This window comes from Methylobacterium pseudosasicola (assembly GCF_900114535.1).
Lineage (GTDB): Bacteria > Pseudomonadota > Alphaproteobacteria > Rhizobiales > Beijerinckiaceae > Methylobacterium > Methylobacterium pseudosasicola.
Genome location: NZ_FOTK01000007.1, coordinates 19,968 through 44,132 on the forward strand (window position 1 = coordinate 19,968; position 24,165 = coordinate 44,132).

Sequence of the window (24,165 nt, forward strand, 5' to 3'; positions counted from 1 at the left end):
ACCGCGTTGGTTCCGTCCACGGGTTTCGACCCTCGGCGGCACGGACGGTTAGCACAGCGGTAGTGCGTTCCCTTCACACGGGAAAGGTCGCAGGTTCGATCCCTGCACCGTCCACCATTCTCCTCCCTCCCCCCCGAAGGTCCGACGCGCGAGACATTTGCGTCGGTTTGCCACCCGAAACGCCCGTGCTAAGGCCGCTTCATCGGTGAACGCACAAGCTTCGACCCGGCATCAACCGGGCAGGGCGGCACGAGCAGGGTAAGGGCGGGAACAGCCATGAAGGATATCCTCGACAAGCTCGCGGAACGGCGCGCCCAGGCGCGCCTGGGCGGCGGCGAGACGCGCGTCGAGGCCCAGCACAAGCGCGGCAAGCTCACCGCGCGCGAACGGATCGAACTCCTCCTCGACCACGGGTCGTTCGAGGAATTCGACATGTTCGTGCAGCACCGCTCCACCGATTTCGGCATGGAGAAGCAGAAGATCCCCGGCGACGGCGTCGTGACCGGCTGGGGCACGATCAACGGCCGCACCGTCTTCCTGTTCTCGAAGGATTTCACGGTGTTCGGCGGCTCCCTCTCGGAGGCACACGCTCAGAAGATCGTGAAGGTGCAGGACATGGCGCTGAAGATGCGCGCCCCGATCATCGGCATCTTCGATGCCGGCGGCGCGCGCATCCAGGAGGGTGTCGCGGCGCTCGGCGGCTACGGCGAGGTGTTCCGCCGGAACGTGATGGCCTCGGGCGTCATCCCGCAGATCTCGGTGATCATGGGCCCCTGCGCCGGCGGCGACGTCTACTCACCGGCCATGACCGACTTCATCTTCATGGTGCGCGACACGAGCTACATGTTCGTGACCGGCCCGGACGTGGTAAAGACCGTCACCAACGAGGTTGTGACCGCGGAAGAACTCGGCGGTGCCAAGGTCCACACCACGAAATCCTCCATCGCCGACGGCTCGTTCGAGAACGACGTGGAGGCGATCCTCCAGATCCGCCGCCTGCTCGATTTCCTGCCGGCCAACAACATCGAGGGCGTGCCAGAAATCGAGAGCTTCGACGATGTCGACCGGCTCGACATGTCGCTGGACACCCTGATCCCCGACAACCCGAACAAGCCCTACGACATGGGCGAGCTGATCCGCCGGGTCGTCGACGAGGGCGACTTTTTTGAAATTCAGGCGGCCTACGCGCGCAACATCATGACCGGGTTCGGCCGCATCGAGGGCCGCACCGTCGGGTTCGTCGCCAACCAGCCGATGGTGCTGGCCGGCGTCCTCGATTCCGATGCCTCCCGGAAGGCGGCGCGGTTCGTGCGCTTCTGCGACGCCTTCGCGATCCCGATCGTCACCTTCGTCGACGTGCCGGGCTTCCTGCCGGGCACCGCGCAGGAATATGGCGGCCTGATCAAGCACGGCGCCAAGCTGCTCTTCGCCTATTCGCAGGCGACCGTGCCGCTTGTCACGATCATCACCCGCAAGGCCTTCGGCGGCGCCTACGACGTGATGGCCTCGAAACATGTCGGCGCCGACCTCAACTACGCTTGGCCCACCGCCCAGATCGCCGTGATGGGCGCCAAGGGCGCGGTGGAGATCATCTTCCGCAGCGAACTCGGCGACCCGGACAAGATCGCGGCGCGCACGGGCGAGTACGAGGACCGGTTCCTGTCGCCCTTCGTGGCGGCCGAGCGTGGCTACATCGACGAGGTGATCATGCCGCATTCGACCCGCCGGCGGATCGCCCGGGCGCTCGGCATGCTCCGCACCAAGGAGATGGAGCAGCCCTGGAAGAAGCACGACAACATCCCGCTCTGAGGCGGAGATGCGGGCGGACCTTAACGGGTTCGCCCATTTCTGGACCCGCCGCGGCTGAACAAGCCGATGTGGAAAAACTGTCGCGCCTCAGCTCCGGTCGCTGTGCTCGATCACCGCGCACAAAGTCAGCGGTCCCTTGTCGGGCGAGACCATCGCAGAGCAGGTGATCCGGGCGCCGCCGAGATCGACGTTGCTGTGCCGCAGGCGCATGGCGGCGGCCTGGGCGCGGTGCGCGGCCTCCGTGATGGTCGCGGCATCGATTCCGGTCACCGCATGGCCGGCCCGGCCGAACGTCTCGTAATACACCTCCGGCGGGCTCGCGCCGCGATATTGGGCGCCCACCGAGGACAGATCCGGCGAACCGCAAGCGAGCGACAGGGTCATGTCGGGGCCGGCGGTGAAACTCGCGTAATCGCTGCGCCGCTCGGTGGCCTTGGCGGCGGTCTCCGCGACGACCTTGTCGATCAGCGTATCGCAGGATTGCGCCCGGGCGGAGCCGTGACTTGCCGCGAGAGCCGCCAGAGCGACGATGGGAAGGAATGCGCGCATCCCGCCGAGGTAGCGCGAGCGACCACGAAAACGAGCGGCGCGGCGTTCAGGCGCGGGGCGGCTCGGCCGCGTCGCCAAGCTCCAAAAGAACGATCTCCGGCGGCACGCCGAAGCGCACCGGGATCCGGCTCATGCCGAAGCCGCCCGACACGATTAGGTGGCGATCGTCCTGGATGACGTGGCCGTAGGCGTAATCGTGGCCGCGGACCCGCCGGATCGCGGGCGAATGCCCGAACAGCCGGACCTGCCCGCCATGGGTATGGCCGGCGAGGGTCAGGGAGACCCGATCCGGTACGTCGGCGAAGATGTCGGGCTCGTGGGCCATCAGGAGCACCGGGGCGTCGTCGGTGATCGTGCCGAGGGTGGCGGGCAGATCGTCGAGGCCGATATTGAAGCTGTTGAAATAGGGCTGCTGGTCGGCAAGGCCGGCGAGCCAGAAGGGCCGCCCGTCCTTCACCAGCCGCACGGCCTCGTTCTCCATCACCGGGATGCCGCGGGCCTCCAGCAGGTGCTTCACCGCGGGCGATCCGCGGCGGGAGCGCTGAACGGCGTGGTCGTCCCACCAATCATGGTTACCCAGGATCGCGTGGGTGCCGAGCGGCGCCTTCAGGCCCTCGACCATCCGGGCGAATTGTTCGAGGGGGAGCTTGCGCCAGGCGATCTTGCCGGCGGGGTAATCGCCGAGCATCAGCACGAGATCGGGCTTCAACGCGTTGGTGGCGTCGATGATCTCGGCCACCCGGTCGAACGGCATGTACGGCTCGCAGATGTGGAAATCCGCGAGCACCGCCACACGGAGCCTGAGGGCCGGGTCCCAGCGCGGCAGGATTGGCGCGTAGTTGGTTACCACCAGCCGGTGCAGCGGCTCGACATCGACGGCGTAGACCCCCGTGGCCGCCACGAGCCCGGCGCCGGCCCCGAGGCCGGTGAGGAACTGCCGTCGGCTCGGCACGATCAGCATGGGGTGTCCAAGGGCTCTCGAATTGACCTGCGAGCCGCTAAGCGCGCAGTCCGGCGAAACCGGGGCGGTGCCCAGCTTGACACGAAGACGCTTCAGCGAGTCTGAATCCCGCATCCGGCGATGGCCTGCGGCTACGGGCAGGCTATAACGGGCGAATAACGCCGCAAGAAACGTCCGGACCCCAATGTTGAACCGTTCCCTGCGCATCGGCACCCGCGGCAGCCCGATGGCGCTCGCCCAGACCGGGATGGTGCGCGACAAGATCGTGGCGGCCAATCCGGGGCTTGAGACCGAGTTGGTGGTGGTCACCACGGTGGCCGACAAGATCCTGGATCGCCCGCTGTCGGAGATCGGCGGCAAGGGCCTGTTCACCAAGGAACTCGAGCAGGCTTTGTTCTCGGACGAGGTCGACGTCGCGGTCCATTCCATGAAGGATGTGGAGACCTGGCTGCCGGAGGGCCTGGTCATTGCCTGCATCCTGGAGCGCGACGACCCGCGCGACGCCTTCCTGTCGCCGCACGCGGACGGGCTGGCGGGCCTGCCGGAGGGCGCTCGGGTCGGCACCTCGTCGCTGCGGCGGGGCGCGCAGGTTCTGATGCACCGGCCGGACCTCAAGGTCGTGCCCCTGCGCGGCAACGCCAACACCCGGATGCGCAAGCTCGAATCGGGCGAATGCGACGCGACCCTGCTGGCGCTCGCCGGCCTCCAGCGCCTCGGCCTGCAGGACATGGCCCGCAGCATCCTGTCGGTGGACGAGATGCTGCCCGCGGTGGCCCAGGGCGCGCTCGGGATCGAATGCCGGGCCGATGATGGCGCAGTCCGTGACCTGCTGGCCCCGATCGCCTGCGCCCGCACCACCACAGCGATCGCGGCCGAACGGGCGCTGCTCGCCGAGCTCGACGGCTCCTGCCGGACGCCGATCGCGGCCCTGGCGCAGATCAACGGCGACCAGCTCAAGCTCGACGGCCTTCTGTTCCTGCCCGACGGCAGCCGCCACTGGGCCGTCTCCCGCCAGGGCCCGGCGGCGGAAGCCGAGCGGATCGGCCGCGAGGCCGGCGCCGAGCTGAAGGAGGCGGCCGGGGAGACCTATACGCGCCACCTACAATAGGCAGCATCTTCAACGCACCAACGGCACTCCAAATCTCCCCCCTCATCCTGAGGTGCCCGCGTCAGCGGGCCTCGAAGGAGCCCTCCAGAAGGCGCCGCGATCCCTGGAGGGCTCCTTCGAGGCCTACGCTACGCTTCGGCACCTCAGGATGAGGGGGAGAGTGGGATCGACCGATCCATCGCCACGCTCAATCCCGCTCGTCACCCCGAGCGCGATCCCGGCGGATGCTGCGGCGGACGGCGATGAGCTGCCAGAGGCCGAGTCCGAAGGCCAGGGCGAAGACCAGCCCGATATCGAAGGCGGCGAACAGGCTGTCGCTCACGGGCCGGCCTCAGGACGGTGCGGAGCGGCCGTAGGCCTCGCGCTCGCGCATCCGCTCGATCAGTTCGAGCACGTGCACCACCCGGCCACCCACATCCCACCAGGGCCGGAGCGCTGCCCGCCGGCGATCGGGCAAGGGCGGATGCCGCATCACGGCGTCGATCAAGAAAGCCGCTTCCGGCAGGGCCGGCGCCGCGAGGCCGGGGCCGGCCGGGCGGGAATGTAGGGCGCGGGCGATCAAAGCGAGCTTCCGTCCGGTCCCGACCCGGGCGCGGCTGGTGACGGACTCGTATCCCTGCGCCGCCACGACCCGGCCGATCTCGGCATAGATCAGCGCGGCGGCCCGGATCGCCGGCCGGCAGGGAGATGGCAGAGCCGCGATCCCGGCCTCCGCTTGGCCATACAGTCCCTCGGCCTCGGCGAGCAGCCGGGCGACGACGCTGGCGAGTGCCGGGCTCGGCCGCGGATCGGCCAGGAACGAATCCGGGTCGAGCCCGGCCTCCACCATCCAATCGAGGGGCAGGTAGAGCCGGCCCATCCGGGCATCCTCACCGACATCCCGAGCGATGTTGGTGAGCTGCATGGCGGCGCCGAGATCGCAGGCGCGGGCGAGCGCGTCGGCGGAACGCGCGCCCATGATCAGCGCCATCATGGCCCCGACCGAGCCCGCCACCCGAGCCGCGTAGGCGTGAAGCGCGGCGATATCGGTGTAGCGGCGCCCTTCCGCATCCCAGGCGAAGCCCTCGATCAGCGCATAGGGCAACGCCTCCGGGATCGCGTAGGCGCTGACGACCTCCGAGAAGGCTCGGTCGGCCGGCGCGTCGGCGGGCGTGCCCGCATAGGCCAGCGCTACGCGGGCCCCGAGCCGGGCCACCGCGTCGCGCTGGTCGGAGGAGCTGGCGGCCTCGTCGACGAGATCGTCCGAGAGCCGGCAGAAGGCGTAGAGCCCGTAGGCCGCCTCGCGCACCTCTCCGGGCAGCAGCCGTCCGGCGGCGAAAAAGCTCTTGGAGCCGGCGCGGATCGCCACCCGGCAGGCGGTGCGGTCGGCAGCCGCAGCGAATTCAGGCGGAAACACGGGCATCCGGCACCACCAGATCGAGGATACGGGCGGAGGAGAGCACGCCGGGCAATCCGGCCCCGGGATGCGTGCCGGCCCCGACGAGGTACAGATTGCGCACGTCGCTGGAGCGGTTGTGCGGCCGGAACCAGGCGGATTGGGTCAGCACCGGTTCGAGGCCGAAGCCCGAGCCGCGGTAGCTTTGAAAGTCGTCCTGGAATTCCTGAGGCGTCGTCACCTTCGAGGTGACGATAGCGTCCGACAGACCGGGCAAAACGCTCGATTCCAGCATCTCTGCGATGCGGCGCCGATACGGCTCGGCAAGCGCGCGCCAATCCTGGCCGCCGGCCAGATTCGGCACCGGCGCCAGCACGTAGAAGGCGTCGCAGCCCGGCGGCGCCAGGCTCGGATCCGTGGCGGTGGGCCGGTGCAGGTAGAGGCTCGCATCCTCCGCCAAAACCTTGTGATCGAAGATGTCGGCGAGCAGCCCGCGATAGCGCGGCCCGAGCAGGATCATGTGGTGGGCGACATCCGGGTAGCGCCGCTTCGTGCCGAAATACCAGACGAACAGGCCCATGGAGGAGCGCGCCCGCCGGAGCCGCCCGGGGCTCCAGCGCCGGGGCTTCGGCAGCAGCCGCGCATGCGTGACCGCCGAATCGGCGTTCGAGACCACGAGATCGGCCGCGATCGTCTCGCCGCTCGCGAGCTCGACGCCGGTGGCGGTGCCGTTCTCCACGCGGATGCGGGCGACATCGACGCCGAGCCGCACGCGCCCGTTCTGGCTGCGGATCAGGCGGACCAGCCCTTCGACCAGCTTGCCCGTGCCGCCCATGGCGAAATGGACGCCCCAGCGCCGCTCGAGATCGGCGATCAGGCAGTAGATCGCGCTCGCCCGGAACGGGTTGCCGCCGATCAGGAGCGGGTGGAAGCTGAACACCGTGCGCAGCCGCTCGTCGCGGATGAAGCGCGCCACCACGGCATGAACCGAGCGGTGGCCGGACAGGCGCAGCAGGTCCGGCGCGATCTTCAGCATCGAGCCGACGCTGCCGAACGGGACGTGGCCGAGCTGCTCGAAGCCGATCCGGCAGACGGCGCGGCTATGGGCCATGAAGCTCTCGTAGCCGGCGACATCGTCCGGGGCGATGCGCGCCACCTCGGCACGCATCCGATCAGGATCGCCGCTGTACTCGAAGGTTTCGCCGTCGGCGAAGCGGATCCGGTAGAACGGATCGATCGGTACCAGGGCGACATCGTCGGAGAGCCGGCGGCCGGCGAGCTGCCACAGCTCCTCGAAGAGCTGCGGCGCCGTCACGATGGTCGGCCCCGCGTCGAAAGTGAAGCCGTCCTGCCGGTGCACCCGGGCGCGACCGCCGGGCTGCTCCAGACGCTCCAGCACCGTAACGCGATAGCCTCGGGCCCCGAGCCGAACCGCGGCGGCCAAGCCGCCGAAGCCGGAGCCGACGACAACCGCGTGCGGTCGCCGATCCGTCTCCTGCCGCTCGGTGTGCTCGACCGCGAGTGTCAACATAACTTGACACTATGCCGGGGATTTTCCCGGGCGCAAGGCCGAAACGCGGGTTCGGCACGCCGGACCCGCGTTCCCCTCAGAACTCGCCGGCCAGACCGGCGCGGACGCCGACATTGCTCTCGCCTGCATAGGCGACGCCGGCCGTGACGGCGATCGGGACGCAGCAGGTCGGCAGCCGGTGCGCCACCGCGAGGCCGCCGGCCCATTCGCCGCGATAGGTCGCGCCGTTGGTCGCCCAGGTGGTCTTGCCGGGGGCCGAGGGCATCGGCGCCGTGGCCATTGCGATCGCCATGGCGACGCCCTGGCGGGCCTCCTTGCGGGTCTGGACGGCGTAGCGCTGCATCGTGTCGGTCTTGGCCTCCAGGTTGTTGACCTGGGACTGGACCGAATCGATCCGGTTGCCGAGGCCTGCGATGGTCGAGGGGCCGTAGGCCGAGGCGGCGAGGTTGCCGGCGGCGTCGGTGGTCACGAAATTCGTCGCGCCGCTCTGGGCCGCGGCGCTCGCCTGTGAGGCGATACCGGCCAGGGTGTAGGTGTTGGCGGCATTGCCGATCGCCACCTGATTGGCCTGCGTGGTCTTGACGTTGGCGCCGATCGCGATCGTGTTCGCTTGGTTGGCGGCAGCGCCGTTGCCGAGCGCCACGCTGTTGTTGCCAGCTGCCGAGGCAGCCGCGCCGATCGCGGTGGAGCCCGTGCCGGTGGCCCCGGCGACGAAGCCGAGCGCCGTGCTGCCGGCCCCTGAGGCCGCCGAGGCGGTGCCGACCGCGGTCCCGCCCAACCCTTGCGCACTGGCGGCATAGCCGATCGCGATGCTGCCGGTATTGGCCGCAGCAGCGCCGGTGCCCACAGCCGTCGAGGCGCTGCCGGACGCGCTCGATCCGTAGCCGACCGCCAGGGCGTCGCCGCCGGTGGCGATCGGACCCGCCTGTCCGCTGGTGTTGTTGGCGGCGATTCCCGTGGCGCTGGAGAGTTGGGAGAGCCGCAGGTCGGCGATGAAGGTCTGGCCCTGGGACTGGGTGACGTTGCCGGTGACGATGTAGAGGCCACCTCCGGTGCCGCCACCGGTCCCGCCGCCTGTGCCTCCGCCAGTGCCGCCGCAGCCGGTTCCGCAGGTGCCCCCGGTGCCGGTGCCGCCGGTTCCGCCCGCAGTGCCGAGGGTCAGCCCTGTTCCAAGCAGGCCGTCACCCGGGCCGGTGGTGCCGACGAGGATGCCGGTGCCGAGCAAGCCGCCGCTGGTGGTGCCGACGTTCAGGCCGGTGCCGAGGAGGCCCGTGCCGGGGTTGGTGGTGCCGGCGGTCACGCCGGTCCCCAGAAGACCGCCGCTGGTGGTGCCGACATTTAAGCCGGTCCCCAGGAGACCGTTGCCCGGGCTCGTGGTGCCAACGGAGAGACCGGTTCCCAGAATGCCGCCAGAGGTTGTATCGAGGGTTCCACGCAGAAGTTGCGCCTGCGCCGGGGCGACGACTGGGATCGCGAGCAGCGTACCGGCCAACAGCGGTGCGATCCGGCCAGCCGACCGGCGCAGGACGGCATGCGATGTCCGCGGCAGCGCCGGGACGTCGGTCGAGTTACGCATCTGGGACTCCATTGCTGCGCGGCCCTGCAGATCCCGGCCCGGTCCTGAAATCCGGAGGGCGCTAGGCGGGTACAGGCACACCTTCTGGTAGAATGCTTAACACCAACTTTCGGTTGTATTGGTAATCGTCACTTCGCGTCTGGCGCGGCATCCCCGGCAGCGACGTGGTGGGGGTTCCATTCGCCTCAGAAAACGCGCCTTTTCCCAGCGATATCCGCGCGAACCGGGGGTATAGGGGCCACGCGCGCGCTGGCCGCAGGGAATGGACGTGTGATGGACGGGCGGGACAGGACCATCTTCGTAGCGGGCCACCGGGGCATGGTCGGATCAGCGATCGTGCGCCGGCTGCGGGAGCTGGGCTACGGACGGATCCTGACGGTTGATCGGCAGGCCCTCGACCTGCTCGACCAAGCCGCGGTCCGGGCCTTCTTCGCGGCGAACCGGATCGACATGGTCTATCTCGCCGCGGCCAAGGTCGGTGGCATCCACGCCAACAATGCCTACCCGGCCGAGTTCATCCACGAGAACCTGCTGATCCAGGCGAACCTGATCCACGCCGCGCATGTGGCGGATGTCGACCGGCTGTTGTTCCTCGGCTCGTCCTGCATTTACCCGAAGCACGCGGAGCAGCCGATGCGCGAGGACGCGTTGCTGACCGGGTTGCTGGAGCCGACCAACGAGCCCTACGCGATCGCCAAGATCGCCGGGATCAAGATGTGCGAGAGCTACAACCGTCAGTACGGGCGGCGCTACCGCAGCGTGATGCCGACCAACCTGTACGGGCCGAACGACAACTTCCACCCGCAGAACGCCCACGTCCTGCCGGCGCTGATGCGGCGCCTGCACGAGGCCAAGCAGGAGGGGCGCGCCTCCGTCACGGTCTGGGGCACCGGCCGGGCGATGCGCGAGTTCCTTCATGTGGACGACATGGCCCGAGCCAGCGTGTTCGTGATGGAGCTGGACGACGCGGTCTATGCCGCCAACACACGGCCGGACCTGTCGCACATCAATGTCGGCACCGGCGAGGATTGCACCATTCGCGAACTGGCCGAAGCGCTGGCCCGTGTGATCGGCTACGAAGGCCGGCTCGACTTCGACGCGACCAAGCCCGACGGCACGCCGCGCAAGCTGATGGACGTGTCGCGCCTGCGCGCCATGGGCTGGCAGCCGGAGATCGGCCTGGAGCAGGGCCTGCGGCAGACCTATGGGTGGTTCCTCGAGAACCACGCCACGCTGCGCGGCTGAACGCGATCACCGCACGACATCCGACCGGGTTGGAGAACCAGCATGGCCCCGCGGGCCCCTGACGACGCCGAGCAGGCACGACGGCGCAAGTTCCTGCGCGACTTCCACAATTTCGATTCGAACATCCGCTTCCCGGCGCCCTACACGCAGTTCGCTGGCAAGCCGCTGGCCCCGGCGGCAGGACAGGGTTGGCGCTACGACGCGCTCGGCTACCGGAACGACGCCCATCCGGAGGCGCGCCCAGCTTCCGAGACGCTGCGCGTCTTCGTTGTGGGCGACAGCACGCTGGTCGACGGCCAAGTCTTCGCCGACACGATCCCGGGTCGCCTGGAAACCGGGCTGAAGCAGCGCCACGGCGCGGGCGCCCGGGTCTACAATTTCGGCGCGACCTCGGCCTGCCTGAACCAGATGATCGCCCTGATCACGACCCGGCTGATGGACCTCCAGCCCGACGTGATCTTCGTGCTCGGCGGCGCCACGGACATCTTCCAGCCCTGGAGCTTCGATCCGCGCGCCGGCTACCCGTACCATCACTTCGCCCAGGAAACCTTGTACGACTACTTCTTCAACACGACGAAAACGAACGCGGAGGCCGAGGACCTGTCCTACGACAGCCTGCAGGCGCTGATCTTCAACAGGCTCGACAACCTCCGGGCGCTGACGAACTGGCAGTCGGACATCTGGGAATGGGAGGTGGTGCGCCAGTTCGAGCTGGCGCTGAAACGCCTCGCCCGCCTCTCGGGCGGCATCGGCGCGCCGGTGCGGTTCCTCCTGCAACCGGCCATCGTGCGCAAGACCGAGCGGGTCGGCGACGAGCAGAGCGCCGCCTCCGACGCGTTCCTGGCCTATCTCGACCGGCAATACACCCGGATCGAGCAGGTTCTCGGCCGGCTCGAAGCCGATGGCCTCGCGAGCGGGCTGTTTACGACCCGGGACCTGAGCCGGATCTTCGAGGCCGACATGCGCTTCCTGTTCACCGACATCGTCCACGTCACCTCGGAGGGCCGCCAGGTCATGGCCGACAGGCTGGCCGACGAGGTCGCGGAGGTGCTCGGCCTTCCCGCGGAAGGCTGAGCTTTGGTCCGGCCGATCGTCTTCATCGGGGACTCAATCACCGAAGCCTGGGGCTTCCACCGGGCCACGACCTTCGCGGCCCACGACCTGATCCCGCGGGGCGGCTCCGGCCAGACGGCGCGCTGGATCACCATGCGGTTCCGCCGCGACCTCGAGGAGACCGGCGCGCAGGGCGTCCACCTGCTCTGCGGCGTCAACGATATCGGGCGCAACGAAGGTTTCTTCGTCCCAGCCGAGGAGATCGCCCGGACGCTGGCCAGCATGCTCGACGAGGCCCGAGCGATGGGCGTGGCAGCCTGGGTCGGCTCGATCCTGCCGGCCGCGCGGATCCCTTGGAATCCGGAGGTCCCGGACGCCCCGGCGATGATCGCCGCCGTGAACGCTTGGCTTCGGGACCACGCCCACGAGCACGGCGCGACCTTCATCGACTACCATGCGGTGCTGACGGACGAATTCGGGGCGCTGCGCCGGGCCTACACCACGGACGGCCTGCATCTCAGCCCGGCCGGCTACAAGGCCATTGAGCCGCTGATGCTGGCGGCTCTGGGGCGGGTGGCAGCGGGGGATGCGGTTCAGGCGACCGGCGGTGCGACGCTGCTGAAATTCAAAGGGGCGCGCCTCGCGACGCTGGCAGTTGCGGCGGCGATTGTGATCGCTGGCGTGGTCCTCGTGCTGGCGCTGCGCTGACGGGAAAGCGGGTTCGATCGCATTCCTGTAGAGTGCAGGACCGCTCAAGCTTCAAACCCGGCATCCTGGGGCCGCGAAGCGGAGCCCGGGATCCATAACCGCCGACAGGCAAGGTCTTGCGCCAACAGCGGATCTGGATTCCGCGCTCGCCTGCGGCGCCCCGGAATGACAGTGCGTTCTATGCGAAGGCCGTTGTCTTCAGGATTGTCCGGCTCAACAAAAAATCACACCCGCCGCACCGCGCCATGGGCCGCGCTGGTGGTCAGCATCGCGTAGGCGCGCAGCGCCGTGCTGATCTTGCGCTTGCGCGGGCTCGCCGGCTGCCAGCCGGCGGCGTCCTGCTCGGCCCGGCGCCGCTCCAGCTCGGCGGGCTCGACCGCGAGACGGATGCTGCGGGCCGGGATGTCGATGGCGATGGTGTCGCCGTCGCGCACGAGGCCGATCAGGCCGCCCTCGGCCGCCTCCGGGGAGACGTGCCCGATCGACAGGCCGGAAGAGCCGCCGGAGAAGCGGCCGTCCGTGACCAGCGCGCAGGCTTTGCCGAGGCCCTTCGATTTCAGGTAGCTCGTCGGATAGAGCATCTCCTGCATGCCGGGGCCGCCGCGGGGGCCCTCGTAGCGGATCAGCACCACCTCGCCGGCCGTCACCTTGCCGTTGAGGATGCCGTCCACCGCCGCGTCCTGGCTCTCGAAGACCCGGGCCCGCCCCTCGAAGGTGAGGATCGAGGCGTCGACGCCCGCGGTCTTCACGATGCAGCCCTGCTCGGCGAGGTTGCCGTAGAGCACCGCTAGGCCGCCATCCTGCGAATAGGCGTGGGCGGCGTCGCGGATCACCCCGCCCTCCCGGTCGAGGTCGAGTTCGTCGAAGCGGGATTCCTGGCTGAACGCCACCTGGGTCGGCACGCCGCCGGGCGCGGCGCGGTAGAAGTTCTGGACCGAGACGCTCGGGTCGTTGCGCACGTCCCAGCGGGCGAGCGCCGCGCCGAGGGTCCCGGCCGAGACATTGCCGGTCTCGGTGTCGATCAGCCCGGCCCGGTCGAGCTCGCCGAGGATGGCCATAATCCCGCCGGCCCGATGGACATCCTCCATGTGGACGTTGGCCACCGCCGGGGCGACCTTGCACAGAACCGGCACCCGCCGGGACAGCCGGTCGATATCGGCCATGGTGAAGGGCACCTCACCCTCGTGGGCGGCGGCCAGCAGGTGCAGCACCGTGTTGGTCGAGCCGCCCATGGCGATGTCGAGCGTCATGGCGTTCTCGAAGGCGGAAAAACTCGCCACGGCGCGGGGCAGCACGCTGGCATCGTCCTGCTCGTAATGGCGCCGGGCTAGATCGACGATCAGGTGTCCGGCCTCCACGAACAGCCGCTTGCGGTCGGCATGGGTCGCCAGCACCGAGCCGTTGCCCGGCAGGGCGAGGCCCAAAGCCTCGGTCAGGCAGTTCATCGAGTTCGCGGTGAACATGCCCGAGCACGAGCCGCAGGTCGGGCAGGCCGAGCGCTCGATTACCTCGACGTCTTCGTCCGAGATCCGGTCATCGGCCGCCGCGATCATGGCGTCGACGAGATCGACCTTCTTGGCGATGCCGGGCAGCTGGACCTTGCCGGCCTCCATCGGGCCGCCCGAGACGAACACCGTCGGGATGTTCAGCCGCAGGCAGGCCATCAGCATGCCGGGCGTGATCTTGTCGCAATTCGAGATGCACACCATCGCGTCGGCGCAGTGCGCGTTGACCATGTACTCGACGGAATCGGCGATCAGCTCCCGGGAGGGCAGCGAGTACAGCATGCCGTCATGGCCCATCGCGATGCCGTCATCGACCGCGATGGTGTTGAACTCCTTGGCGACGCCGCCCGCCTTCTCGATCTCCCGGGCCACCAGCTGGCCCAGATCCTTGAGGTGCACGTGGCCAGGCACGAACTGCGTGAACGAATTCACCACGGCGATGATCGGCTTGCCGAAATCGCCGTCCTTCATGCCGGTGGCGCGCCAGAGGCCGCGGGCGCCGGCCATGTTGCGGCCATGGGTGGTGGTGCGGGAACGATAGGCGGGCATTGCGCGGTTCAATCGGTTCAGAAGCGAATCTTTCAAAGGTGGGGGGCTTCTGCGCCCGCCGCCGCGGCGCTGCAAGCGTCGCCGGAGCGGGTGCGACCGTGGCATGCTCCTGGCAAATACCGGGATCGAACAGGGGCTGAGTCGCGCGATGGACCGAGTGGATTTCCTGCGGCGCGCCATCGAGCAGGGTCAGGGCCGGACCGAGGCGGACCTCGTGCTCAAGGGCGGGCGCTTCCTCGACCTCGTCACCGGCGATCTCGTGGCCTCCGACATCGCCATCTGCGGCGATCGGATCGTCGGCACCTTCGGCAGCTATCGGGGCCGGCGTGAGGTGGACGTCTCCGGCAAGGTCGTGGTGCCGGGCTTCATCGACACGCACTTCCACGTCGAATCCTCGCTGATGCCGCCGCAGGAATTCGAGCGCTGCGTCCTGCCTCACGGCGTCACCACCGGCATCTGCGACCCGCACGAGATGGCGAACGTGCTCGGCACCGACGCCTTCACGTGGTTCCTGGCCTCGTCCGAGACCCTGGCCATGGACCTGCGGGTCCAGCTTTCCTCCTGCGTGCCGGCCACCGACCATCTGGAAACCTCGGGCGCGCGGATCGCGGCGGCGGAGCTGCTGGCCTTCGCCAGCCATCCGAAGGTCATCGGGCTCGCCGAGTTCATGAACTTTCCCGGCGTGCTCGCCGGCGACCCGGGCGCCCTGGACAAACTCGCGGCGTTCCAGGGCCGGCATATCGACGGTCATGCGCCGCTGCTGCGCGGCGCCGCGCTCAACGGCTACATCGCCGCCGGCATCCGCACCGAGCATGAGGCGACTACGCCCGAAGAGGCGATGGAAAAACTGTCCAAGGGGATGACCGTGCTGATCCGCGAGGGCTCGGTCTCTAAGGACCTGCACGCCCTGGCGCCGATCCTGACCGACGCCACGGCGCCGTTCCTGGCCTTCTGCACCGACGACCGGAACCCCCTCGACATCGCCGAGGAAGGCCATCTCGACTACGTCGTCCGGACCGCCATCGCGCTGGGCGCGCCGCCGCTCGCGGCCTACCGCGCCGCCTCGTGGTCCGCCGCCCGCGCCTTCGGCCTGCACGATCGCGGCCTCGTGGCGCCGGGCCAGCGCGCCGACCTCGTCGTGCTCGACGATCTTTTGGCGTGTCGCGTCGCGGAGGTGTTCAGCGCCGGGCGGCTCGTGGAGGATGCGTTGTTCGCGAATCGGCCCGCCATCGAGCCGATCGGCCGCTTGAGCCTGCGGGCGCGACGGGTGACGGCGGCCGATTTTGCGGCCCCCGGCTCCGGGCCGTCCACGCCGGTGATCGGCGTGATGCCGGGCAAGATCATCACCCTGCGGCACGATCTGTCGCTGCCCTATGCGAACGGCGAGCGCCGGATCGACCTGGATCAGGACGTGATCAAGGTCGCGGTGGTCGAGCGCCACGGCAAGACGCCGCCGGGGGAGCGCGGCATCGGCGTGGCCTTCGTGAAGGGGTTCGGCCTCAAGCGCGGGGCCATCGCCTCCTCGGTCGGGCATGACAGCCACAACGTCACCGTGGTCGGCGCCGACGAGGCCGACATGGCCGTGGCGGTGAACAGGCTCGGTGCCATCGAGGGCGGTTTCGTCGTGGTCGAGGGCGGCCGGGTGCTCGCCGAGATCGCCCTGCCGGTGGCCGGGCTGATGAGCCTGCTGCCGTTCGATTCGATCCGCGCGTCGCTCGTAACCCTGCGGGCGGCGGCGCGCGGCCTCGGCGTCGTCCTGCCGGAGCCGTTCCTGCAGGTGGCGTTCCTGCCGCTGCCGGTGATCCCGCACCTCAAGATCACCGACAAGGGCCTTGTGGATGTCGACCGCTTCGCCTTGATTGATCCTTGAAATAGATTGCGCGCAATTTATCTCGGGGCTATGCAGGCGAGGAGACGGCCCTAGATGCCGACTCTCTTCCAGGAAACGAGAGTCTCCCATGTCCGTAGACGTGAAGTACCGCACCACCGCGACCGCCACCGGAGGCCGCGACGGCTCGGCGAAGACCGCCGATGGCAGCTTCGAGGTGAAGCTCGCGACTCCGAAGGAGCTCGGCGGCGCCGGCGGCCCGGGCGCGAACCCGGAGCAGCTCTTCGCCTCCGGCTACTCGGCCTGCTTCCTCGGCGCCCTGAAGGCGGTCGCCCCCTCGCTGAAGCTCAAGGTCCCGGCCGAGACCACCGTTACCGCTGATGTCGGTATCGGCCCGCGTTCCGAGGGCGGTTTCGGCATCACCGCCGACCTGACCGTCAGCCTGCCGGGCCTCGACCGCGCCGACGCCCAGAAGCTCGTGGACGCCGCCCACCAGGTCTGCCCGTACTCGAACGCCACCCGTGGCAACGTCGATGTCGGCCTGACGCTCGCCTGAGCCGGGCCGTCATTCGGCCCTTCTCCAACCATCCTCCTCCTGAGGTGCGCGCGCAAAGCGCGCGCCTCGAAGGAGCCTGCCAGCGGTTACAACGATCCCTCGAGCCCTCCTTCGAGGACACCGCAAGACGGCGCCACCTCAGGAAGTGGTCACGATCGAAAAAACTGTAGGGTCGATAGTGCCCTCCCCGTCATTGCGAGCGCAGCGAAGCAACCTAGGGACGCGCTACCGTCTGAGGTCGCACGCTGCACTGGGTCGCTTCGCTGCGCTCGCGTTGACGGCGCAGCTGGACTCCGAAGCGTAAGCGCTTACGCCGCCGCCTGCGCCCGCATGCAGACGTGGCCGGCCTCGTCGAGGGTCACGCCCTTGAACCCCTCCCCATTACGCCGCCCACAAATCCGAAAAATCTGGTTCGCGGTCATCGGCGCGACGCCGCGATACGTGAAGGTCCGCGGCACCCGCCCCAGCAGCGTCGCCGCCAGGTTCATCAGCAGCGTCGCCTGGATCGGGCCGTGGACCACGAGGTCGGCGTAGCCCTCCACCTGGGTCGCGTAGGGCTGGTCATAGTGGAAGCGGTGGCCGTTGAAGGTCATCGCCGAGTAACGGAACAGCAGGGTCGGCGTCGCCGGCACGGCCCAGACTTGCTCGTAGCCGGCCGCATCGTCGCGCTCGGCCGCAGCCCCTGACCCGCTCTGCGCTCCGGCAGCCTCCCGGTAGACGATGTCCTGCTGTTCCCGGATCGCCAGCCCGCGCGCCGTGGCGACAGCGTGCTCGACGGTGACGAAGCAGAGTTTTCCGCTGCGCCCCTCCTTGAAGGCCACGTCGCGCACGGTCTCGGTGCGGGTGACGAGGTCGCCTTCCCGCAGCTCCGACAGGGTCTCGACCTGCCCCCCGGCCCACATCCGCCGGGGCAGCGGCACCGGCGGCAGGAATCCGCCCTTGGCCGCGTGCCCGTCCGGTCCGAGGGCGTCGGCCGGCGGCGTCTCCGGGGCGAGGCACCAGTGCAGGGTCGGCGGCGCTGAGCCCTCGGGGCTCGGCGCGAGATGCGGCGCGAAGGTTGCGCGGAACTCGGCCAGCAGGCGCGGCGTGACGAGGTCGGAGGTCTCGCGGCTGCGGCCGATCCAGGCGGTGAGCTCGGTCATGTCAGTACGACCGCGGCAGGCCGAGCACGTGCTCGGACAGGTAGGCGAGGATCAGGTTCGTGGAGATCGGCGCGACCTGATAGAGGCGCGTCTCGCGGAACTTGCGCTCGATGTCGTATTCCTCGGCGAAGCCGAACCCGCCATGAGTCTGGATGCAGGCATTGGCGGCCTCGAACGAGGCGTCGGCGGCGAGCATCTTGGCCATGTTGGCCTCCGCGCCAGGGTTGGCGCCGGCTTCGTAGAGGCTCAGTGCCTCCCGGACCATCAGCTCGGCGGCGCGCATGTTGGCGTAGGCTTTCGCAATCGGGAACTGCACGCCCTGGTTGGCGCCGATCGGCCGTCCGAACACCGATCGGTCCGACGCGTAGGCCCTCGCCTTGTCGATGAACCACTTGGCGTCACCGACGCATTCCGCGGCGATCAGGATGCGCTCGGCATTCATGCCGGACAGGATGTAGCGGAAGCCTTTTCCTTCCTCGCCGATCAGGTTCTCGGCCGGCACCCGGAGGTTGTCGAAGAAGACTTCCGTGGTCGCGTGGTTCATCATGGTGCGGATCGGCCGGATGGTCAGGCCGTTGCCGATCGCCTCCCGCATGTCGACGAGGAGCACCGACAGGCCGTCGGTGCGCTTCATGCCCTCGCTCCTGGGCGTCGTGCGGGCCAGGAGCAGCATCAGATCCGAATGCTCGGCCCGGCTGGTCCAGATTTTTTGGCCGTTGACGACGTAATGGTCTTCCTCGCGCCGGGCCGTGGTCTTCAGGCTGCCGGTATCGGTGCCGGAACTCGGCTCGGTCACGCCGAAGGCCTGGAGACGCAGGCGCCCCTCGGCGATGGCCGGCAGGTAGGCGGCCTTCTGGGCCTCCGAGCCGTGCCGGAGCAGCGTGCCCATCGTGTACATCTGCGCGTGGCAGGCGCCGCCGTTGCAGCCCGCCCGCTGGACCTCCTCCAGGATCGCGGCGGCGGCCGAGAGCGGCAGGCCGGCGCCTCCATACGCCTCCGGGATCAACACCGAGAGGTAGCCGCTCTCGGTCAGCGCGTTCACGAACTCGGTTGGGTAGGCCATCTCCCGGTCGAGCGCCCGCCAGTACGGGCCAGGAAACCCGGCGCAGAGCTTGGCGACCGCCTCGCGGATCTCGGTATGGGTTTCCATCGCGCGCCTCAGGCCGTGCGGCCGCCATCGACCGGAAGGTCGACACCGGTGATGAATTCGGCCTCGTCGGAGGCCAGGAACAGGGCCGCGGCAGCAATGTCCTCCGCCCGCGACATCCGACCGAGGGGGATCGTTGCGATGAACTTGTCGCGGTTCTGCGGGGTGTCGGGCACGCCCATGAAGTGCTCGAGCAGCGCGGTGGCGCCCATCACCGGGCAGAGGGCATTCACGCGGATCTTCCAGGGGGCAAGTTCCAGCGCCAACGACTTCGACGCGAGGCTCGCGGCCCCCTTGGACGCGTTGTACCAGGTCAGGCCCGGGCGCGGCCGCAGCGCCGCCGTCGAGCTGACGTTGAGGATCACGCCGCCGCCCTGATCGCGCATCAGCGGGGCGATGGTCCGGACATAGTGGAAGATCGACTTCACGTTCACCCGGAACACCCGGTCGAACTCGTCTTCGGTCACCTCCAGCAGCGGCTTGTTGCGGTGGGTGGTGCCGGCATTGTTCACCAGGATGTGCGGGATGCCGAACCGCTCCCTGGTTTCGGCGACGCTGGCCTCGACATCGGCGGCCGATCCGACATCCGCGGCGATCGCGATGGCGTTCGGGCCGATGCCGGATGCGACCCGCTCGGCCGCCGCCCGGTCGATGTCCACGCAGGCGACCCGGGCACCCTCGGCGGCGAACCGCTCGGCGATGCCCGCGCCGAACCCGCTCCCGGCGCCCGTCACGAGCGCGATTTTTCCGCTTAGTCTCATGGCTTCCTCCTATTTTTGTTTCGTTTTATGAAAGATTCCAGAAATCATCAGTCGATAAGCATATCAATACCATCTCTGACAGGTGGATCAATTAATCGGCATCGTAACGTTAGCTTTATAAATCACTTTGTCATTCCGGGGCGCCGCAGGCGAACCCGGAATCCAGAGCCGCCGACTGTGCAGAACCATGAGCTGTCGGTGTTTCTGGATCCCGGGCTCCGCTGCGCGGCCCCGGGATGACAAGGTGGATGTTTGGACGGTGGCAGAACTCCTAATCTGTTATTCGAAAATATTCGTCTGGCGGCTCCATTGCCCTCACCCCCGAGCCCCGAACTCCTGCCGGATTCGCGCGCTGTGCTCGCCGATATCGGGCACGCGGCCGAGCGCGCGGACCTCCCCGTCGATCAGGACCGGCGGCGCGACGATGCGGACTGGTCCCGCCGAGGTCTCCACCTCGGCACGGACCAGGGCCGGATGGGTGGCGAGGTCGGCCAGGGTGTTGACGAAGCCGTAGGCGGTGCCAGCGGTCTTGAGCCGGGCGGCGGCTTCCTCGCGGCTCAGCCGAACCAAGACGGCGCCGACGCGCAAATCCACAGCGGCGCGGTTCGCCACCCGGGCGTTGTTCGAGGCAAAACCCTCGGCTTGTGAGAGATCGGGCTCGCCCAGCACAAGATCGCAGAAGCGCGCCCATTCGCGCTCATTTTGGATCGAGATCAGCACCAAGCTGTCATCTGCGGTCGGGTAGGCGCCGTAGGGCGAGATCGAGGGATGAGCGAGGCCGACCCGCTGCGGCTCCCGGCCGGTGCCCTCGAAATAGAGCAGCGGCACGTTCATCCAGTCAGCGGCAGCGCTGAACAGGCTGACCTCCAGGGCGCAGCCAGCGTCGGTGATGGACCGGGCGATCAGCGCCTCCAGCACCGCCGCATGGGCATCCATCCCGCAGGCGATGTCGCAGACTGAGACGCCGACACGGCCCGGGCCGGCCGGGTGGCCGGTGATGCCGGCCATGCCGCTCTCGGCCTGGACGAGCAGGTCGTAGGCCTTCATGTCACTGTAGGCGTGGCCGGACCCGTAGCCGGTGATGTCGACCGTGATCAGCCGCGGATGGCGCGCCCGCAGGTCCGCCGAGCCGAAGCCGGCCCGGGCGGCCGCCCCGGGGGCGAGGTTCTGCACGAATACGTCGGTGTCTTCGAGGATGGCATGCAGCAGGCGGGCATCGTCCGGATCCTTGATATCGGCGACGAGGCTCTCCTTGCCGCGGTTGAGCCAGACGAAGTAGCTCGCCAGCCCGTTGACGGCAGAATCGTAGCCGCGGGCGAAATCCCCCTCCGGGCGCTCGATCTTGATCACCCGGGCGCCAGCATCGGCGAGCCGCGACGTGCAATAGGGCGCGGCGACGGCCTGCTCCAGGGCGAGCACGGTCAGTCCGTGCAGCGGCCGGTTCACGCGCATTCTCGCTCCTCAGCCTCCCGAGCGCCCCGCCATACGGGGCCGGAGCGGGGAGAACTGGGACAGAGGCACGCGCCGCCAAGCGGGGGCGGCTGACATCCGGCGCGCAACCGCGGCGCTACTCCGCGGCGCGCAGAGGCCGATGGTCGTGGGCGTCCTTGTCCGGCTCGGGGAGCAGGGCATCGACGTCCTCGGGCTTGTCCCGGAAGGAGAAGCGATGCGCCAGCCGGTCAAGATAGACGTAGATGACCGGCGTCGTGAACAGAGTCAGGATCTGGCTCACCGCCAGACCGCCGACCATGGCGTAGCCGAGCGGCTGGCGGATCTCAGAACCCGTGCCGGTGGCGAGCATCAGCGGGATGCCGCCGAGCAAGGCCGCCATGGTGGTCATCAGGATCGGGCGGAACCGCAGCAGCGCGGCCTGACGGATCGCCGCCTCGGGGCTCAAGCCTTCCTCGCGCTCGGCCACGATGGCGAAGTCGATCAGCATGATGCCGTTCTTCTTCACGATGCCGATCAACAGGATGATGCCGATCAGCGCGATCAGGCTGAAATCGTACCCCGCCCACATCAGCACCGCCAAGGCGCCGACGCCGGCCGAGGGCAGGGTCGAGAGGATCGTAATCGGGTGGATGAAGCTCTCGTAGAGGATGCCGAGGATCAGGTAGACCACGAACAGGGCCGCGAGGATCAGCAGCGGCACCGTCGAGAGCGATTGCTGGAAGGCCTGCGCGGTGCCCTGGAATCCGGTGGTCACGGTGGGCGGGACCTGGAGATCCTTCATCGCCCGGCCGATCGCCTCGGTCGCCTGGCCCAGCGCGACGTTGGGGCCGAGGTTGAAGCTGATCGTCACCGCGGGGAACTGGCCCTGGTGGTTGACCGCGAGCGCCGCCACCGGGTCGGTGGTCCAGCGGGCGAAGGCCGCGAGCGGCACCTGCCCGCCGCCAACCGGCGCCTTGATGTAGATCTTGTCCAGGCTCTCGACACTGCCCTGCAGGGCCGGGAGCACTTCCAGGATCACGTGGTAGCTGTTGAGCTGCGTGAAGTACTGGGCGATCTGGCGCTGGCCGAAGGCGTCGTAGAGCGTGTCGTCGATGAGTTGGGGCGTGATGCCGTAGCGGGAGGCGGCGTCGCGGTCGATCGCCAGCGTCAGGGTGGTGCCGCGGTTCTGCTGGTCGGTGGCGACGTCGCGCAGCTCCGGCAGGGTCTTCATCTTGTCGAGGATGCGGGGCGCCCAGGTATTCAGCTCGGCGAGGTCCGGGTCCTGGAGGGTGTATTCGAACTGTGTCCGGGAGGTCCGGCCGCCGGTACGGACGTCCTGCGTGGCCTGAATGTAGGTGCGGATCCCCTCGACCCGCTCCAGCTTCGGCCGCAGGCGGCCGATGATCTGGAAGGCGTCGGCCTCGCGCTCCTCGCGGGGCTTGAGGGTGATGTACATCCGCCCGGAATTCAGCGCCTGGCCGTTGCCGCCGAGCGACATGCCCACCGTCGCCACATCCGGATCGGCCTGGACGATGGCGCCGACCTTCTCCTGCAGAGCCTTCATCGCCGAGAAGGAGACATCCTGGCCCGCCTCGGTGACGCCGATCATGAAGCCGGTATCCTGCTGCGGGAAGAAGCCTTTCGGGATGACGATGAACAGGTACACCGTCAGCGCCAGCGTCGCGAAGAAGGTCAGCAGCGTGATGAACCGGAAGCGCAGGGCGAGGTCGAGGCCCTTGGCGTAGGAGGACAGCAGCCCGTCGAACACCGCCTCGCTCGCCCGGTACAGGCGGCCATGGTGGCCGGTGCCGTGGGGCTTCAAGAGCCGTGCCGCCATCATCGGCGTCAGCGTCAGCGCGACGAAGGCCGAGACCGCGATGGTCATCGACAGGACGACGGCAAATTCCCGGAACAGGCGGCCGATGATGCCGCCCATCAGCAGCAGCGGGATCAGCACGGCGATGAGCGACACCGAGATCGACACGATGGTGAAGCCGATCTCGCCCGCGCCCTTGAACGCAGCCTCCATGGGCCGCATCCCCTCCTCGACGTAGCGGCTGATGTTCTCCAGCACGACGATGGCGTCGTCGACCACGAAGCCCACCGAGATGGTGAGCGCCATCAGGGAGAGGTTGTCGAGGGTATAGCCGGCGAGCCACATCAGCGCGCAAGCGCCGAGCAGGGCGAGCGGCACGGTCACGCTCGGGATCACGGTCGCCCAGAAGCTGCGCAGGAATACGAAGATCACCGCGACCACCAGGACGATGGTGATCAGCAGGGTGAACTGCACATCCTCGACGGAGGCGCGGATCGTCTGGGTGCGGTCGCTGAGGATGCCGATCTTGATGCCGGCCGGCAGGGTCGCGGTCAGCTGCGGCAGCTGCGCCTTGATGCTGTCCACCGTGTCGATGACGTTGGCGCCGGGCTGCTTGAAGATCACCAGGAACACGCCGCGCTGGCCGTTGGTCCAACCGGCCTGCTTGGTGTCCTCGGGGCCGGCGACCGCGGTGCCGATGTCGCGCACCCGCAGGGGGGCGCCGTCGCGATAGGCGACGATCACGTCGTTCCAGTTCCGCGCGGTAGTGAGCTGGTCGTTGGCGAAGATCGTGTAGCTGTGGCTCGCGCCGTCGATGCTGCCCTTCGGGTTGTTCACCGTGGTGAGCGAGAGGGGCGTGCGGATATCCTCCAGCGACAGGCCCTTGGCCACGAGCTTGGCCGGGTCGACCTGGATCCGGATCGCGGGCTTCTGCTGGCCGCCGATGAAGACCTGCGCGACGCCGGAGATCTGGCTGATGCGCTGGGCGAGCTGCACGTCCACGGCGTCGTCCACCTCGATCAGCGGCATGCTGTCCGAGGTCGCCGAGAGCAGGAGGATCGGCGAATCGGCCGGGTTGACTTTCCGGTAGGTCGGCGGAGTCGGCAGGTTCTTCGGCAGCTGGCCGCTCGCCGCGTTGATCGCCGCCTGGATGTCGCTGGCCGCGCCGTCGATGTTGCGGTTGAGGTCGAACTGGACCGTGACCGTCGAGATCCCCAGCGAACTCGTCGAGGTCATCTGGGCGACGCCCGGGATCTGCGAGAATTGCCGCTCCAGGGGCTGGGCCACCGAGGAGGCCATGGTCTCCGGGCTGGCGCCGGGCAATTGCGCGGTGACCTGGATCGTCGGAAAGTCCACCTGCGGCAGCGGCGCGACGCCGAGCAGCGGATAAGCCACCATCCCAAGGAACAGGATGCCGACCATGATCAGCGTGGTCGCCACCGGGAAGCGGATGAAGGGCGCCGAGATCCCAGCCTTCATTGCCGACCCTCTCGCAGCATCGCAGCCGCCCTGTCG

19 protein-coding genes and 1 tRNA gene are annotated in these 24,165 nt (G+C 68.7%); 8 read left to right on the top strand and 12 right to left on the bottom strand.

The window, feature by feature from the left end; genetic code table 11:
• Positions 1–42: 42 nt before the first annotated feature.
• Together BM228_RS09115 and BM228_RS09120 are read left to right on the top strand one after the other, a co-directional pair.
• Positions 43–117: transfer RNA gene (locus BM228_RS09115), tRNA-Val, on the top strand.
• Between the two features lie 159 nt (positions 118–276).
• Positions 277–1,809 carry an acyl-CoA carboxylase subunit beta gene (locus BM228_RS09120; RefSeq protein WP_092039197.1) on the top strand — a complete coding sequence of 511 codons (1,533 nt, stop codon included), beginning with the start codon at positions 277–279 and terminating at the stop codon, positions 1,807–1,809.
• Between the two features lie 87 nt (positions 1,810–1,896).
• Here BM228_RS09120 and BM228_RS09125 read toward each other — a convergent pair whose 3' ends face one another.
• Both BM228_RS09125 and BM228_RS09130 read right to left on the bottom strand, forming a co-directional pair.
• On the bottom strand, positions 1,897–2,358 hold the full coding sequence (locus BM228_RS09125; RefSeq protein WP_092039481.1) for an ABC transporter ATPase: 462 nt from the start codon (positions 2,356–2,358) through the stop codon (positions 1,897–1,899).
• Positions 2,359–2,404: 46 nt separating this feature from the next.
• Positions 2,405–3,319, bottom strand: a complete 915-nt coding sequence (locus tag BM228_RS09130; RefSeq protein ID WP_092039199.1) for a metallophosphoesterase — start codon at positions 3,317–3,319, stop codon at positions 2,405–2,407.
• A gap of 184 nt (positions 3,320–3,503) precedes the next feature.
• Between BM228_RS09130 and hemC the strand changes: the two genes are divergently transcribed.
• On the top strand, positions 3,504–4,427 hold the full coding sequence (gene hemC / locus BM228_RS09135; protein ID WP_092039201.1) for a hydroxymethylbilane synthase: 924 nt from the start codon (positions 3,504–3,506) through the stop codon (positions 4,425–4,427).
• Positions 4,428–4,614: 187 nt separating this feature from the next.
• On the opposite strand, the gene BM228_RS35815 is transcribed toward hemC, so the two are convergent.
• The 4 genes from BM228_RS35815 to BM228_RS09150 form a co-directional block, all read right to left on the bottom strand.
• On the bottom strand, positions 4,615–4,749 hold the full coding sequence (locus BM228_RS35815; RefSeq protein ID WP_280142324.1) for a hypothetical protein: 135 nt from the start codon (positions 4,747–4,749) through the stop codon (positions 4,615–4,617).
• 9 nt (positions 4,750–4,758) lie between these two features.
• The gene (locus BM228_RS09140) at positions 4,759–5,829 is read right to left on the bottom strand and encodes a phytoene/squalene synthase family protein (protein WP_092039203.1); all 1,071 of its coding nucleotides are present in this window, start codon (positions 5,827–5,829) and stop codon (positions 4,759–4,761) included.
• A complete protein-coding gene (locus BM228_RS09145) occupies positions 5,810–7,333 on the bottom strand; it encodes a phytoene desaturase (RefSeq protein ID WP_092039204.1) in 1,524 nt (507 codons plus the stop codon). Before BM228_RS09145 ends, BM228_RS09140 begins: the two co-directional genes overlap by 20 nt.
• 76 nt (positions 7,334–7,409) lie before the next feature.
• Positions 7,410–8,909: a hypothetical protein gene (locus BM228_RS09150; protein ID WP_244537074.1), complete on the bottom strand. Its 1,500-nt coding sequence runs from the start codon at positions 8,907–8,909 to the stop codon at positions 7,410–7,412.
• 273 nt (positions 8,910–9,182) lie between these two features.
• Here BM228_RS09150 and fcl point away from each other — a divergent pair, with 273 nt between their 5' ends.
• Genes fcl through BM228_RS09165 form a run of 3 tightly spaced genes read left to right on the top strand, consistent with a single transcriptional unit; the run spans position 9,183 to position 11,915 of the window.
• Positions 9,183–10,154, top strand: coding sequence for a GDP-L-fucose synthase (fcl, locus tag BM228_RS09155; RefSeq protein ID WP_092039208.1), 972 nt, complete (start codon positions 9,183–9,185; stop codon positions 10,152–10,154).
• Between the two features lie 42 nt (positions 10,155–10,196).
• On the top strand, positions 10,197–11,228 hold the full coding sequence (locus BM228_RS09160) for an SGNH/GDSL hydrolase family protein (protein WP_092039209.1): 1,032 nt from the start codon (positions 10,197–10,199) through the stop codon (positions 11,226–11,228).
• Between the two features lie 3 nt (positions 11,229–11,231).
• Positions 11,232–11,915 (top strand): GDSL-type esterase/lipase family protein, encoded by a 684-nt coding sequence (locus BM228_RS09165; protein ID WP_092039211.1) that lies wholly within the window; start codon positions 11,232–11,234, stop codon positions 11,913–11,915.
• A 224-nt stretch (positions 11,916–12,139) separates the two neighbouring features.
• Here the strand turns inward: BM228_RS09165 and ilvD are convergent, their stop codons facing one another.
• On the bottom strand, positions 12,140–13,969 hold the full coding sequence (gene ilvD / locus BM228_RS09170; protein ID WP_092039213.1) for a dihydroxy-acid dehydratase: 1,830 nt from the start codon (positions 13,967–13,969) through the stop codon (positions 12,140–12,142).
• Positions 13,970–14,117: 148 nt separating this feature from the next.
• Here ilvD and ade point away from each other — a divergent pair, with 148 nt between their 5' ends.
• On the top strand, positions 14,118–15,839 hold the full coding sequence (gene ade, locus BM228_RS09175; RefSeq protein WP_092039483.1) for an adenine deaminase: 1,722 nt from the start codon (positions 14,118–14,120) through the stop codon (positions 15,837–15,839).
• An 88-nt stretch (positions 15,840–15,927) separates the two neighbouring features.
• Entirely contained in the window at positions 15,928–16,353 is a 426-nt protein-coding gene (locus tag BM228_RS09180; RefSeq protein ID WP_092039214.1) for an organic hydroperoxide resistance protein, read from the top strand.
• Positions 16,354–16,661: 308 nt separating this feature from the next.
• On the opposite strand, the gene BM228_RS09185 is transcribed toward BM228_RS09180, so the two are convergent.
• The 5 genes from BM228_RS09185 to BM228_RS09205 all read right to left on the bottom strand — a co-directional run bounded on the left by BM228_RS09185 (position 16,662) and on the right by BM228_RS09205 (position 24,129).
• Positions 16,662–17,495 carry an HTD2 family dehydratase gene (locus BM228_RS09185; RefSeq protein ID WP_092039216.1) on the bottom strand — a complete coding sequence of 278 codons (834 nt, stop codon included), beginning with the start codon at positions 17,493–17,495 and terminating at the stop codon, positions 16,662–16,664.
• A gap of 1 nt (position 17,496) precedes the next feature.
• Positions 17,497–18,645, bottom strand: a complete 1,149-nt coding sequence (locus BM228_RS09190; RefSeq protein ID WP_092039218.1) for an acyl-CoA dehydrogenase family protein — start codon at positions 18,643–18,645, stop codon at positions 17,497–17,499.
• 8 nt (positions 18,646–18,653) lie between these two features.
• A complete protein-coding gene (locus BM228_RS09195; RefSeq protein WP_092039220.1) occupies positions 18,654–19,403 on the bottom strand; it encodes an SDR family oxidoreductase in 750 nt (249 codons plus the stop codon).
• A gap of 315 nt (positions 19,404–19,718) precedes the next feature.
• A complete protein-coding gene (locus tag BM228_RS09200) occupies positions 19,719–20,855 on the bottom strand; it encodes a CaiB/BaiF CoA transferase family protein (RefSeq protein ID WP_092039222.1) in 1,137 nt (378 codons plus the stop codon).
• 115 nt (positions 20,856–20,970) lie between these two features.
• Complete coding sequence (locus tag BM228_RS09205) at positions 20,971–24,129, bottom strand: efflux RND transporter permease subunit (protein WP_092039224.1); 3,159 nt, start codon at positions 24,127–24,129, stop codon at positions 20,971–20,973.
• Positions 24,130–24,165 lie beyond the last annotated feature (36 nt).

Bases quoted from the DNA above. Each gene is read 5' to 3' on its own strand.
- BM228_RS09120 (WP_092039197.1), top strand. From the start codon at position 277: ATGAAGGATATCCTCGACAAGCTCGCGGAACGGCGCGCCCAGGCGCGC.
- BM228_RS09125 (WP_092039481.1), bottom strand. From the start codon at position 2,358: ATGCGCGCATTCCTTCCCATCGTCGCTCTGGCGGCTCTCGCGGCAAGT.
- BM228_RS09130 (WP_092039199.1), bottom strand. From the start codon at position 3,319: ATGCTGATCGTGCCGAGCCGACGGCAGTTCCTCACCGGCCTCGGGGCC.
- hemC (WP_092039201.1), top strand. From the start codon at position 3,504: ATGTTGAACCGTTCCCTGCGCATCGGCACCCGCGGCAGCCCGATGGCG.
- BM228_RS09140 (WP_092039203.1), bottom strand. From the start codon at position 5,829: ATGCCCGTGTTTCCGCCTGAATTCGCTGCGGCTGCCGACCGCACCGCC.
- BM228_RS09145 (WP_092039204.1), bottom strand. From the start codon at position 7,333: ATGTTGACACTCGCGGTCGAGCACACCGAGCGGCAGGAGACGGATCGG.
- BM228_RS09150 (WP_244537074.1), bottom strand. From the start codon at position 8,909: ATGCGTAACTCGACCGACGTCCCGGCGCTGCCGCGGACATCGCATGCC.
- fcl (WP_092039208.1), top strand. From the start codon at position 9,183: ATGGACGGGCGGGACAGGACCATCTTCGTAGCGGGCCACCGGGGCATG.
- BM228_RS09160 (WP_092039209.1), top strand. From the start codon at position 10,197: ATGGCCCCGCGGGCCCCTGACGACGCCGAGCAGGCACGACGGCGCAAG.
- ilvD (WP_092039213.1), bottom strand. From the start codon at position 13,969: ATGCCCGCCTATCGTTCCCGCACCACCACCCATGGCCGCAACATGGCC.
- ade (WP_092039483.1), top strand. From the start codon at position 14,118: ATGGACCGAGTGGATTTCCTGCGGCGCGCCATCGAGCAGGGTCAGGGC.
- BM228_RS09180 (WP_092039214.1), top strand. From the start codon at position 15,928: ATGTCCGTAGACGTGAAGTACCGCACCACCGCGACCGCCACCGGAGGC.
- BM228_RS09185 (WP_092039216.1), bottom strand. From the start codon at position 17,495: ATGACCGAGCTCACCGCCTGGATCGGCCGCAGCCGCGAGACCTCCGAC.
- BM228_RS09190 (WP_092039218.1), bottom strand. From the start codon at position 18,645: ATGGAAACCCATACCGAGATCCGCGAGGCGGTCGCCAAGCTCTGCGCC.
- BM228_RS09195 (WP_092039220.1), bottom strand. From the start codon at position 19,403: ATGAGACTAAGCGGAAAAATCGCGCTCGTGACGGGCGCCGGGAGCGGG.
- BM228_RS09200 (WP_092039222.1), bottom strand. From the start codon at position 20,855: ATGCGCGTGAACCGGCCGCTGCACGGACTGACCGTGCTCGCCCTGGAG.
- BM228_RS09205 (WP_092039224.1), bottom strand. From the start codon at position 24,129: ATGAAGGCTGGGATCTCGGCGCCCTTCATCCGCTTCCCGGTGGCGACC.